Raw genomic sequence first — 12,255 nt, 5'->3', positions numbered from 1 at the left:
GCCGCCCCTGCGCGATCGGATCAACATCCGACCGCGCATCGGTCATGCCGCGTTCTGGTCGATTCCCAGTTCGCCGAGCTTGCGGTAGAGCGTCGAACGGCCGATGCCGAGGCGCCGGGCGACTTCGGTCATGCGGCCGCGATAATGGCCGATGGCGAGGCGGATGACATCGGCCTCGATCTCTTCGAGCGCGCGCAGATTGCCATCGGGGCGGAACAGCGTGACCCCTGCCCCCGATGCCGCCCCGCCGCTGGCGTGGGGGCCGGCCCCGCGCCCGCCGGAAAGCTGAGCGATCTGTGGGAAATCGGCGCGCGTGAGCGCGTCGCCGTCGCATAGCACTGCGGCGCGGAACAGCGCGTTCTGAAGCTGGCGGACATTGCCCGGCCAGTCATAGCTGCCGAGCAGCGCAATCGCATCGTCGGTGATGCCGAGCGGGCGCAGGCCCGGCTGTTCGGCGATGCGGGCGAGCAGGTGGCGGGCGAGTGGCGCGATGTCCCCGCCGCGGTCGCGCAGCGGTGGGATTGTCACCTGAACGACGTTGAGGCGGTAGTAGAGGTCTTCGCGGAAGCGGCCCTCCTCGACCTCTGCCGTCAGCGTCTTGTTGGTCGCGGCGATGATGCGGACATCGACATGGCTGAGGTGTCGCGCGCCGATCGGATGGACCTCGCCCGACTGGACGACACGCAGCAGCTTGACCTGAGCGTCCAATGGCATCTCGCCGATTTCGTCCAGGAAGATGGTGCCGCCGTCCGCCTCCTGAAATCGGCCGATCTTGCGCTCGAACGCACCGGTGAACGCGCCCTTTTCATGGCCGAACAGCTCGGATTCGACGAGGTTGGCTGGGATCGCGCCGCAATTTACGCGTACCATCGGGCGGGCGTGACGGGGGGACGCGGCGTGAATAGCCTCAGCCACCACTTCCTTGCCGACGCCGCTCTCCCCCTCGATCAACACGGGAACACGGGCGCGCGCCGCCTTGGCCGCGATGGCGAGCGCCGCGCGAAATTGCGGGGCGCTGCCGACGATCTCGTCAAAGGCGAGGTTGGCGGTGAGCTTTTCGGTGAGCGGGCGCAACTCGCCCGTGACTTTGGCGCCGATCGCGGTGTCGAGCGCGGCCAGCAGGCGGTCGGCCGCAATCGGCTTGACCAGGAAATCGGTGGCGCCGGCGCGCATCGCGCTGACCGCGGCGGCGACCGAGCCGTTGGCCGTCAGCAGCAGGATCGGCAGCATGGGTCGATTGGCGCGCAGCTCGGCGATCAGCGCAGCCGCGTCGAAATCGGGTGCCCAGTGATCGAGCACGATCGCGTCCAGCGCCATGCCATCGGGCGTGCCGAGCGCCGCCAGCGCCGTTTCACTGTCGCCGGCGAAGACCGTGCGCCAGCCCCGCCGCGCCGCAATCGCCGCCACCAGCCGGCGCTGTGCAGGCTCGTCGTCGATCAGCATCAATTGGCGCTGGCCATTGCGAGTCATGTGCGTCCCTGTCCCAAACGTCCCGGTTTCGGGCATCGGCCTAGACCGGGCGGGGTAAAGACGGACTTAAGCGTGCCAAAGCGCGCGGGGCTTGAGGGGGGAAGAGCCGGCGTCTAAGAGGCACTCAACGCGTGACATCAAGGGGAAGTTCGATGGCCCAAAGCGGCGACATGAAAGCGCATGAAGGCACCTATGGCGGGTTCATCCGCCTGTTGAAGGTCGGAACGATCCTGACCGTGCTGGTGACGTTGCTGGTGGTCTTCCTCATCGCTTCGTGATGCTCGCCGCGCTGCCGGAACGCAGCGCCGCGACGTTGCCGCTTGAAGCGGAGCCCGGCGGACGCCGGCAATCATAAGGGGGAGGCAGGCGATGAAGATCGCGGTCCTGAAGGAAACCGCCGCCGGGGAGCGGCGCGTTTCGGCTACGCCGGAGACGGTGAAGAAATTCGTGGCGCTCGGCGCGCAGGTTGCGGTCGAGGCGGGAGCCGGCGCGAGCGCGTCGTTCGATGATGCTGGTTATGCCAGCGCTGGCGCGAGCATCGGTAGCCGAGCCGAGGCATTGAACGGCGCTGACATCGTGCTGGGCGTACAGGGGCCGGACCCCGCGTCGCTGAACGGCATCAAGCAGGGTGCGTGGCTTGCCGCCGGGCTAAACCCATTCGGTGCCGGAGAAAATGGGGGCCGAGCGCGGGTCGATGAATATGCCGCACTGGGCGTCGAGGCGCTGGCCATGGAGTTCATGCCGCGCATCACCCGTGCGCAGTCGATGGATATCCTGTCCTCGCAGTCGAACCTCGCCGGCTACAAGGCGGTGCTGGATGCGGCCGGCGAATATGGCCGCGCCTTTCCGATGATGATGACCGCGGCGGGCACGGTTTCGGCTGCCAAGGTGTTCGTGATGGGCGTCGGCGTTGCCGGCCTTCAGGCGATCGCCACCGCGCGCCGCCTGGGCGCGCAGGTGTCGGCGACGGACGTGCGCAGCGCAACCAAGGAGCAAATCCTCTCGCTCGGCGCGAAGCCGATCTTCGTCGAGAAGGTGGCGGGGATCGAAGGCGAAGGATCGGGCGGCTATGCCACCGAGATGAGCGACGAGTACAAGGCGGCGCAGGCCGAACTTGTGTCGTCCCATATCGCCAAGCAGGACATCGTGATCACGACGGCGCTGATCCCGGGTCGCCCCGCCCCGCGCCTGATCTCGGATGCTCAGATCGCCAGCATGCGGCCGGGCAGCGTCATCGTCGACCTGGCGGTCGAGAGCGGCGGCAATGTCGAGGGCGCGGTTGCGGGCGAAGTCGTGGAGAAGCACGGCGTCAAGATCGTCGGCCACCGCAACGTGGCCTCGCGACTGGCATCGGACGCGTCGGCACTGTTCGCGCGCAACCTCTACAACTTCCTGTCCGCCTTCTGGGACAAGGAAGCGAACAAACCCGTGCTCGACGCCGAAATCGGCGACGCGATCCGCCTGACCCAGGGCGGCAAGATCGTGAACGAGCGGCTGCTCGGCTGACAATAACACGCTCAAAAAGGGGGGCGCTGACATGGACTTCATCTCGATCCTGTCGATCTTCGTGCTGGCGTGTTTCGTCGGCTATTATGTCGTCTGGTCGGTCACGCCGGCGCTGCACACGCCGCTGATGGCGGTGACCAACGCCATTTCTTCGGTCATCATCGTCGGCGCGCTTATCGCGAGCGCCGCGGCGGGAAGCGAGACGGCGAAGTGGCTCGGCCTTGTCGCGGTCGCGCTGGCCAGCGTGAACATCTTTGGCGGGTTTGCCGTCACCGAGCGCATGCTCGCCATGTACAAGAAGAAGGGCTGAGCCGATGCACGAGGCTGCTCCCGTCAACCCCTGGGTTGCGCTCGCCTATCTGATCGCGGGCGTCTGTTTCATCGTCGCGCTGCGCGGCCTGTCCTCACCGGCGACCAGCCGTCGCGGCAACCGTTTCGGCATGGCCGGCATGTTGATCGCGGTCGTGACGACCCTCGTCACGCACGAGCTCGCGTCGCTGCCTGAGATCGTCGGCGCAATTGCCATCGGCGGTGGCTTCGGCTGGATCGTCGCGCGCAAGATCAAGATGACCGACATGCCGCAGCTGGTCGCGGGCTTTCACAGCCTCGTCGGGCTTGCCGCCGTGCTCGTCGGCGTGGCGGCGTATCTCAATCCACAGGCATTCGGCATCGCCTTCCCAGCCGGCAGCGAATATGCCGGGCTGATCCTGCCGGTCAGCCGCATCGAGCTGGGCTTGGGCGTCGCGATCGGTGCGATCACCTTTTCGGGATCGGTCATCGCGTTTCTCAAATTGAACGGCAATATGGGCGGCGCGCCGATCATGCTGCCGGGACGGCATGTCATCAACCTGGGTACGCTGGCCGCGATCCTGGGGCTGATCGCCTTCCTGACGATCGAGCTGAGCGCACCCGAATGGGTGTTCTGGACCGTCCTCGTCCTCTCCTTCGTCATCGGTTTCCTGCTGATCATCCCGATCGGTGGCGCGGACATGCCGGTCGTCGTGTCGATGCTGAACAGCTATTCGGGCTGGGCCGCCGCCGCGATGGGCTTCACGCTGGGTAACACGGCGATGATCATCACCGGCGCGCTGGTGGGTTCGTCTGGCGCGATCCTCAGCTACATCATGTGCAAGGCGATGAACCGCAGCTTCATCAGCGTGATAGCCGGTGGGTTCGGCGGCGACAGCGGCGGTGGCGCGGCTGGCGCGGCCAAGACCGACCGCCCCTGGAAGCGCGGATCGGCCGAGGACGCGGCGTTCCTGATGCAACAGGCCGAACAGGTCATCATCGTGCCAGGTTACGGCATGGCGGTCGCGCAGGCGCAGCACGTCCTTCGCGAAATGGGCGACAAGCTGAAAGAACATGGCGTGCGCGTGAAGTACGCGATCCACCCGGTCGCAGGGCGTATGCCCGGCCATATGAACGTGCTGCTCGCCGAAGCGAACGTGCCCTATGACGAAGTGTTCGAGCTGGAGGACATCAACAGCGAATTCGCCCAGACCGACGTCGCCTTCATCATCGGCGCGAACGACGTGGTCAATCCGGCAGCGAAGACCGACAAGTCCTCGCCAATCTATGGGATGCCGGTGTTCGACGTGAACAAGGCCAAGACCGTGCTGTTCATCAAACGCAGCATGGGCGGCGTGGGTTATGCCGGCGTGGACAACGACGTCTTCTACCAGGACAACACCATGATGCTGCTGGCCGACGCCAAGAAGATGGTCGAGGAGATCGTCAAGAGCCTGGACTGATGCCGGTTCGGCACAGTACCGCACGTCGTGACACTTGCGTTCCCGGTCCGTTCTGGAGATAGTTGTTCCAGGATGGGTCAAGATCGGCGCGACCTCTCGCTTTGCGGCAAGGGCGCGACAGTCGGATCATCCGCAATGCCGAGCAAAGCGGAGGTTTTCGGACGATGGATAGGCAAGTTAAGCCGGCGCTAAGGTGGGAAGCCCAGGCCGCGACGGTATTGCTGGTCGCAGCGCCGGAGCGGATGGTGGCCAATGCCGAGGGGATCGCAGCATCAGGCGCGCGCCTGGTGGCGCAAGTGACCCCCGAAGCGGCCGACGCCCGCATTGCCCAGCAGATCGCGCTCGACCTGATCGCATTCGACGCCACCGGCATCCCGCCCGAATTGGCGAGCGAGACTGCCGCGGCGCTCGCCGCCTGGGCGGATGAGCGGGAATGCCGCATCGTCGCCACCCTGCCCGCCGCGGCGATCGATGCGGTCGCCTCGCCGCTGATCGCCAGCGCCGCGACGCTGCTGTGCGATGCAAGTCCGGCCGAGCACGCCGCGGCCCTGCTCGCCGCGCTGCCCCAGCCCGGCGCGCGACTGCACGATGCGACGCGCGAGCGTGAGGCCGAGCGGCTGCGGCTGTTGAACGAGGAGGTCGCGCGCTTGGCCGAAGTGCTGAGCCAGCTTGCGGCCGAGCGCCCGTCGTTCGATGCGAGCGTCGGCCTGCGCGAGACTGGCGGCGGCTTCCGTGCAGAGCCTGCCAGCGCGCCGGACCCCGATCCGCGTACGGTGCGCGCTGCGATCCGTGCGCGGCGCCTGCGCGAACAGCATTTCTCGGCCGAATTGTTCGCCGATCCGGCCTGGGACATGCTGCTCGACCTCTATGCCGCGCGGCTGGAGCGGCGGCGGGTGTCGGTGTCGAGCCTGTGCATTGCCGCGGCCGTCCCGCCGACCACGGCGCTGCGCTGGATCGGCACGCTGCACGATGCCGGGCTGTTCGGGCGCGAGCCCGATCCGGGCGACAAGCGCCGCGCGCACATCACGCTGACGCAGCGCGCGGCGGACGCGATGCGCAGCTATTTCGCGCAGCTGGAGCGGACGTGGACGGTGGCGGACTGAAGAGCCGATCGGGGTCGGCTTGCCATCAAGTGGTGGGCTCGTCGGGGCTCGAACCCGAGACCTACAGATTAAAAGTCCGTTGCTCTACCAACTGAGCTACGAGCCCGCACTTGATGGGGTCGGGTGCGCTTAGGGTCCCCGCCCGGCGCGGTCAACTGCCCGAACGAGCGAGATGCGCGGCAAGCTGGCGGACCGTATGGCCCGTGATCGGATCGCGCCAGCCGGGGACGAGCGCAAGCAGCGGACGCAGCACGAAATCGCGGCGGCGGAACTGCGAATGCGGGATGGTCAGCGCACCCTTGCGCACCTTTGGGCTCGACCACGCTCCGCCCGACCACAGGATGATATCGAGGTCGATGACGCGGCTGTCCCACCGACGGCCGCGGCGACGGCCGAACGCGCGCTCGATGCCCTTGAGACGGCCAAGCAATTGCGGGGGCTGCTCGTCGCTTTCGATCAGCATCGCGGCATTGGCGAAGCGTCGGCGCGAAGGTCCGAGCGGCGCGGTAACAAGGATCGGGGACACCTGCCCCTGCCCAATCGCCGCCATCGCCGCCCGCACTTCGGCCGCCGGCGCGCCGTGCACGCCCCGCCGGTTCGAGCCGAGCGCGATGACGTAGCGGTGCACCGCGCGATCGGGCGGGGTTGAGGCGGTCATCCCGCGCGCCTATCGCGGCCGCATGGTTCCGCCAAGCCCATTGCCCGATACCGAGCCGCCACGCGACTGCCCGCGCTGCCCGCGTCTGGTGGCGTTGCGACAGACGCTGCGGGCCGAGCACCCCGACTGGTGGAACGCGCCGGTGCCGGCGTTCGGCGATCCGCAGGCGTGGCTCGGCATCATCGGCCTGGCGCCGGGCAAGCATGGCGCCAACCGGACCGGGCGGCCGTTCACCGGGGATTATGCCGGCGACCTGATGTTCGCGACGCTGGCGAAGTTCGGGCTGAGCGAAGGCGCTTACGAAGCGCGACCGGACGACGGGCTGACGCTCAAGGGCACGATCATCATCAACTCGGTCAAGTGCCTGCCGCCCGAGAACAAGCCGACGCCCGAAGAAGCGCGCAATTGCCGCCCGTTCGCCGACGCCCAGGCCAATGCGATCCCCGCGCGGATCTTCATTGCGCTCGGCCAGATCGCACATCAGAGTGCGGTCAAGATCCTGGGCGGCAAGCTGCCCAAATGCCGCTTCGGCCATCTGGCCGAGCATCGCATGCCGGACGGGCGCGTGCTGATCGATAGCTATCACTGCTCACGCTACAACCAGAATACCGGGCGCCTGACGGCGGACATGTTCGAGGCCGTGTTCGCGCGCGCGCTGGCATTGCGCGGCCGCGTTTAGACATCCTCGACCATGCGGCGGTAGAGTTCGGGCCGGCGGTCGCGGAAGAAGCCCATGCCGGCGCGGTGCTTGCGCGCACGATCGAGGTCCAGCGTCGCGGTGAGCACGCCCGTTTCCTCCCCGCCGAATTCGGCAAGGATGTCGCCCCATTCGTCGCAGATGAAGCTGTGGCCATAGAAGCGCTGGTCGCCCTCCGTCCCGATGCGGTTCGATGCGATGACCGGTACGACGTTGGACACGGCGTGACCGATCATTGCGCGACGCCACATGCGGCTGGTGTCGAGATCGGCATCATAAGGCTCCGACCCGATCGCGGTCGGATAGAAGAGCAGCTGCGCGCCCATCAGCATCATCGTGCGCGCGGTTTCCGGATACCATTGGTCCCAGCAGATCCCGACGCCAAGCGTCGCGTCTGACGCTGGGCCATCCCACACCTTGAACCCGGTATTGCCGGGGCGGAAATAGTATTTCTCCTCATATCCCGGACCGTCCGGGATATGACTCTTGCGATAGACGCCGGCGACCTTGCCATCCGGGCCGATCATTGCGAGGCTGTTATAGAAATGCGGCCCGTCGGCCTCGAAGAAGCTGGTCGGGATGTGAATGCGAAGCTCGGCAGCGAGCGCCTGCATCGAGGTGACCGCCGGATGGCTGGCCGTCGGTCTGGCGGTGGCGAACAGGCCCTCGTCCTCGACCCGGCAGAAATATTCGCCCTCGAACAATTCAGGCGGCAGCACGACCTGAGCGCCCTTCCCCGCCGCCTCGCGCACCAGTTCGGACACATTGGCGATGTTGCGGTCGATGTCGTTCGAGAAGGCGAGTTGCAGCGCGGCGACGGTGATCTGGGTCATGGCGGCTATGTAAGCGCGGGGCCGCGGTTCGTCACCCCGGCGTCGCGACAGCCGGCGCGTGATCGCTCGACCGCGCGCGGCGGACATGCGAGGATGCGGCATGGACCCTGAAGGCACCTTCCACGCCCGCGATCGACGAATCGCGCTGCTCATCGACGCCGACAATGTCTCGCACGGCAAGATCGCCGCGATGCTGGCGGAGCTTTCCAAATATGGCGTCGCCAACATCCGTCGCGCTTATGGCAATTGGGCGAGCACGAGCCTGAAAGGCTGGACCGCGAAGCTGCAGGAGCATGCGATCCGCCCGATCCAGCAGTTCAGCTATTCAAAGGGCAAGAACGCGACCGACATCGCGCTGGTCATCGACGCGATGGAGCTGCTCTACACGCAAAAGCTCGATGCCTTCTGCATCGCGTCGAGCGACGGCGATTTCACGCCGCTGGTGATGCAGTTGCGCGCGAACGGCCACGACGTTTACGGCTTTGGCGAGCGCAAGACCCCCGAGCCGTTCGTCAACGCCTGTACCGCCTTTCTCTATCTCGACCGGCTGGGTGAGGAAGACGCCGCAGCGGCCAAGGGCGAACCCCCGGCATCGGCCGCGCCGACCGCTCCCCGGCCCGTGGCGACACCCGCGCCCAAGCCCGACGCGGTCGAGACCAAGCCGTCCAAGCCGCTCAGCCAGGATGCCAAGCTGGTCGCCGTGCTGCGCGGGGCGGTCGAGGCGACGGCGGGCGATGACGGCTGGGCCCCGCTTTCCGCCGCCGGCAGCGCGGCGAAGCGACAGGCGCCGATCGACCCGCGCAACTATGGCGCGCGCAACTTCGCCAAGCTGTTCGAGGCGATCGGCCTGTTCGACATCGTGCGCGCCGAGGAAACCGGGCAAAGCTACCTGTCGGACCGGCGCAACAAGGATCGCACGCCTAAGCCGCGATTCTGAGCGGCTTGGCCATCGCCTCGCGCCAAGCCACCGCGGTGAGGCTATTTGGGGATTTGTTGGCTAATGCAGTGGAAGCTGCCGCCGCCGGTCAGGATACGATCGGCGCGCAAGCCGATGGCCTCGCGCCCCGGGAACAGCGCGCCGATCGTCTCGACCGCCTTGCGGTCATTGGGCTGGCCATAGATCGGCACGATCACCGCGGCATTGCCAATGTAGAAGTTCATATAGCTTGCCGGCACCACTTCATCGCCATGGATCACGCGGCCCGGCGAGGGGATCGACACCACCTCGACGCCGAAAGCCTCGGCGCGGCGCTTGGCGTCCTGATAGATCAGCCAGTTGGGATCGTTCTCCTCCGCCACCGGAATCGCGAGCCGGTTGGGGCCGACGAAGCGGGCCAGGTTGTCGACATGCCCGTCGGTGTGGTCGTTGGTGAGGCCGTTGCCGAGCCAGAGCACGCGATCGAAGCCCAGGTCCTCGTACAATCGCTCTTCCGCCTCGCGCATCGACAGGCCGGGATTGCGGTTGTGATTGAGCAGGCACTGTTCGGTCGTGACGACCAGCCCGGTACCATCCCAGTCGAGCGAGCCGCCCTCGAGCACCCAGCCATGCGGCTCCACCGGAATGCGGCGCTTGTCGGCAAGCGCAACGCCGACCTCGGTGTCGCCCTCATATTCGTACTTGCCGCCCCAACCATTGAACTCGAACGCATGGCCGGTGCCCTGATTGTCGAGGATCACGCCGGTATCCCGCAGCCAGATGTCACCGAACGGCGTGACGACGATCTGCGCCGCGTCGCCGGCGAGCAGCCGCGCGGCCGTGGCGGCCTCTTCATCGGCGGCGACGAGCAGCACCTTCTCTCCCGCCCCGTCGGCATGGACGGCGCGGGCGAAAGCAGCGACTTCGGCGCGAGCGGCACCGAGCGAGTCCCACAGTTCCGGATGGCTGGGAAAGCCGATCCACACGGCCTTGTGCTTGGCCCATTCGGGCGGCGGCGTCGGCTTCATCTGGCTTACCTGGCTCCTGCGCGCGACTCGTCACGGACGGCGCGGAATTCATCGCCCTGGTTCCAATTGGGCCAGTCGGTGGTCATCGCCAGCATGCGGCCGACCGCGTAATAGATTTGCAGGTCCTTCTCCACCCCAGCCCAGTTCCAGTTCGGGTCGAACTCGTCCTTGGGACCGTGGTAGCGGTTCTTCTCGTACTCCTGCGCGGCCGCCTTGCCCGCCGCCGTGCCGCCCTCGATCAGGTCGTCGCCGGCATCGAAATACAGCATCGGCACGCCGTGCTTAGCGAGCATGAAGTGATCCGAGCGGTAGTAGAATCCTTTTTCCGGGTTCGGCTCGTTGCTCGCCGTCCGGCCCTGTTGCGCGAGCGCGCGGTCGAGATACGTCTCCAGCCCGGACTTGCCCTTGCCCACCACGATCACGTTCCGCGCAGGCGGGGTCATGTTAAGCGCGTCCATATTGACCCCGCCTACGGTGCGGGCGTGCGGAAACACCGGATTGTCGCCATAATATTTCGAGCCGAGCAGGCCGCTTTCCTCAGCCGTCACCGCCATGAACAACAGGCTGCGGTCGGGCGCGCCCGCTGCCTTGTTCGCCTGGGCCAGTGCGATCAGCGCGGCGGTGCCGGTCGCATTGTCGATCGCCCCATTGCAGATGTCGTCGCCATCCGCAGCGGCTTCGCAGCGGCCGAGATGGTCCCAATGCGCGGTATAGAGGACATATTCGTCCGGCCGCTTGGCTCCGGGCAGAATGCCGATCACGTTCTTCGAAGCGTGCCGGCGAATGGTGTTGTCGAAGCTGACCGATGCCTTGACGTTGCCGAGCGGGACGGCCTTGAACCCCTTTACCTTCGCGGCGGCGGCGAGCTTGTCGAAATCCTGGCCGGCGCTGGCGAACAGTGCCTTCGCCTTGTCGAGCTGGATCCAGCCGATCGCCGCAGACTGATCGGCATGGCCATTGGCGGCGTCGGCCACCTGCTGCTCGCCGGTCCAGCTCGATTGCACGACATTCCAGCCATAGGCCGCCGGTTCGGTCTGGTGAACGATGATCGCGGCGGCGGCGCCCTGCCGCGCCGCTTCCTCATACTTATAGGTCCAGCGGCCGTAATAGGTCATCGCACGACCGTTGAACTCGCCCCTTGCCTCTGCCGTCTGCCAGTCCGGATCATTGACCAGGATGACGACGGTCTTCCCCTTCACGTCGAGGCCGGCATAGTCGTTCCAGCCCTTTTCCGGCGCGTTGATGCCATAGCCGACGAACACCACCGGGCTGTCCTTAACGTCGATCCGCGGGGTCACGCGATAGGTGCCGGCGACGAATTCGGGGCCGTATCTGAGCGCCATCGGCTGCGCGCCGCCGGTAAAGCTCAACGGGCTCACATTTTTCGCGGTGATCGCCACCAGCGGCACATCCTGGAACCAGCTGCCGTTATTGCCCGGCTGAAGCCCGGCTTTCTGGAACTGCTGGACAAGGTAATCCAGCGTCTTTTGCTCGCCCGGCGTGCCCGGCGCGCGCCCCTCGAACGCGTCGGACGAGAGGGTTCGCACCGCTTCCTTCATCGTATCCAGCGGGATGGCGGGAGCGGCCGTGTCGGACGCCACCGCGGGAGCGGACGATTGCGTGTTGCAGGCGGCAAGGCCCAGCAGAGCCAGAAGCGCAAGGCGCATGAACGGCATACCTCATTCTATTTTCGTAGGCCCGTTCTGGCAGCGCGGGCGCATGCGGGCAAGCCGCTGCGCAAGATCAGCCGCGATGATCGGATCGCAGCATCACGCCATGCTCGGCCGGCTCGATCTCGATCTGGTCGAGTTGCGCCAGCAGATCGTCGAACATCGCGTCGCGCTTGACCGGAATCACGTTGCGAAACCCCGTACCCAGGCGATCGAGGTCCCCCTGAGTCAACAGTCCGACGGCAACGATACGATCCTGGTCCATGCAACCTCCTTGCGCCATGAACGAGCGGGTTGCCAATTGGTCGCAGCCATTCCGCATGCGACCCGAAATGTGTGAAATGTCGCACTTCCGCCACAGGTGGCGGTTGAGTGGCGGATGGCGGAGACGGAGGCTTTAGTCCGCCGTTCTAGTGCGTTCCGGTGAATTCCAAACGTCATTTGTTTAGAGTATCTTAGAGTCTCCGAGTTCCGATAAGTTCCGGTAAACATCCCCTGACGTGACCCCCGCCTTTCATCCAGCGGCAACCAGAGACCGACCGGTGTTGTCGCGCATGAGCGCAGGTGAAGCAACGGGCGGGGTTAACCCCGCCCGTTGCTGTTCAAGTTCGGCGGCGAACGCC

Annotated in this window: 13 protein-coding genes and 1 tRNA gene; 7 read left to right on the top strand and 7 right to left on the bottom strand. The window is 66.3% G+C overall.

What is annotated here, in order from left to right:
• Positions 1 to 42: 42 nt before the first annotated feature.
• Positions 43 to 1,470, bottom strand: a complete 1,428-nt coding sequence (locus BFL28_RS00810; RefSeq protein ID WP_069318750.1) for a sigma-54-dependent transcriptional regulator — start codon at positions 1,468 to 1,470, stop codon at positions 43 to 45.
• A 152-nt stretch (positions 1,471 to 1,622) separates the two neighbouring features.
• On the opposite strand from BFL28_RS00810, the gene BFL28_RS19980 reads away from it, so the two are divergent.
• The 5 genes from BFL28_RS19980 (at position 1,623) to BFL28_RS00790 (ending at position 5,830) form a co-directional block, all read left to right on the top strand.
• The gene (locus BFL28_RS19980; protein WP_079246849.1) at positions 1,623 to 1,748 is read left to right on the top strand and encodes an aa3-type cytochrome c oxidase subunit IV; all 126 of its coding nucleotides are present in this window, start codon (positions 1,623 to 1,625) and stop codon (positions 1,746 to 1,748) included.
• Positions 1,749 to 1,839: 91 nt separating this feature from the next.
• Positions 1,840 to 2,976: an NAD(P) transhydrogenase subunit alpha gene (locus tag BFL28_RS00805; protein WP_069318749.1), complete on the top strand. Its 1,137-nt coding sequence runs from the start codon at positions 1,840 to 1,842 to the stop codon at positions 2,974 to 2,976.
• A gap of 31 nt (positions 2,977 to 3,007) precedes the next feature.
• Positions 3,008 to 3,286, top strand: coding sequence for an NAD(P) transhydrogenase subunit alpha part 2 (locus tag BFL28_RS00800; protein ID WP_069318748.1), 279 nt, complete (start codon positions 3,008 to 3,010; stop codon positions 3,284 to 3,286).
• Positions 3,287 to 3,290: 4 nt separating this feature from the next.
• On the top strand, positions 3,291 to 4,727 hold the full coding sequence (locus BFL28_RS00795; protein WP_069318747.1) for an NAD(P)(+) transhydrogenase (Re/Si-specific) subunit beta: 1,437 nt from the start codon (positions 3,291 to 3,293) through the stop codon (positions 4,725 to 4,727).
• Positions 4,728 to 4,891: 164 nt separating this feature from the next.
• On the top strand, positions 4,892 to 5,830 hold the full coding sequence (locus BFL28_RS00790) for a helix-turn-helix domain-containing protein (RefSeq protein WP_069318746.1): 939 nt from the start codon (positions 4,892 to 4,894) through the stop codon (positions 5,828 to 5,830).
• A gap of 30 nt (positions 5,831 to 5,860) precedes the next feature.
• On the opposite strand, the gene BFL28_RS00785 is transcribed toward BFL28_RS00790, so the two are convergent.
• Positions 5,861 to 5,936: transfer RNA gene (locus BFL28_RS00785), tRNA-Lys, on the bottom strand.
• Positions 5,937 to 5,981: 45 nt separating this feature from the next.
• Positions 5,982 to 6,488, bottom strand: coding sequence for a 2-amino-4-hydroxy-6-hydroxymethyldihydropteridine diphosphokinase (gene folK / locus BFL28_RS00780; RefSeq protein WP_069318745.1), 507 nt, complete (start codon positions 6,486 to 6,488; stop codon positions 5,982 to 5,984).
• A 22-nt stretch (positions 6,489 to 6,510) separates the two neighbouring features.
• Here folK and BFL28_RS00775 point away from each other — a divergent pair, with 22 nt between their 5' ends.
• Complete coding sequence (locus BFL28_RS00775; RefSeq protein WP_069318744.1) at positions 6,511 to 7,167, top strand: uracil-DNA glycosylase; 657 nt, start codon at positions 6,511 to 6,513, stop codon at positions 7,165 to 7,167.
• Here BFL28_RS00775 and aguB read toward each other — a convergent pair.
• Positions 7,164 to 8,018, bottom strand: a complete 855-nt coding sequence (aguB, locus tag BFL28_RS00770) for an N-carbamoylputrescine amidase (protein ID WP_069318858.1) — start codon at positions 8,016 to 8,018, stop codon at positions 7,164 to 7,166. The genes BFL28_RS00775 and aguB overlap by 4 nt on opposite strands.
• A 100-nt stretch (positions 8,019 to 8,118) precedes the next feature.
• Between aguB and BFL28_RS00765 the strand changes: the two genes are divergently transcribed.
• Positions 8,119 to 8,955 (top strand): NYN domain-containing protein, encoded by an 837-nt coding sequence (locus BFL28_RS00765; protein WP_069318743.1) that lies wholly within the window; start codon positions 8,119 to 8,121, stop codon positions 8,953 to 8,955.
• A gap of 41 nt (positions 8,956 to 8,996) precedes the next feature.
• Here BFL28_RS00765 and BFL28_RS00760 read toward each other — a convergent pair whose 3' ends face one another.
• From BFL28_RS00760 to BFL28_RS00750, 3 genes are all read right to left on the bottom strand, one after another.
• Positions 8,997 to 9,962, bottom strand: coding sequence for an agmatine deiminase family protein (locus tag BFL28_RS00760; protein ID WP_069318742.1), 966 nt, complete (start codon positions 9,960 to 9,962; stop codon positions 8,997 to 8,999).
• A gap of 5 nt (positions 9,963 to 9,967) precedes the next feature.
• Entirely contained in the window at positions 9,968 to 11,629 is a 1,662-nt protein-coding gene (locus BFL28_RS00755) for a M28 family metallopeptidase (protein ID WP_069318857.1), read from the bottom strand.
• Between the two features lie 76 nt (positions 11,630 to 11,705).
• Entirely contained in the window at positions 11,706 to 11,897 is a 192-nt protein-coding gene (locus BFL28_RS00750) for a hypothetical protein (protein ID WP_069318741.1), read from the bottom strand.
• Positions 11,898 to 12,255: the final 358 nt, after the last annotated feature.

Source organism: Sphingomonas turrisvirgatae (assembly GCF_001721295.1).
In the GTDB taxonomy this organism is placed as follows: domain Bacteria; phylum Pseudomonadota; class Alphaproteobacteria; order Sphingomonadales; family Sphingomonadaceae; genus Sphingomonas; species Sphingomonas turrisvirgatae.
This window is presented reverse-complemented; position numbering and strand designations above follow the sequence as displayed.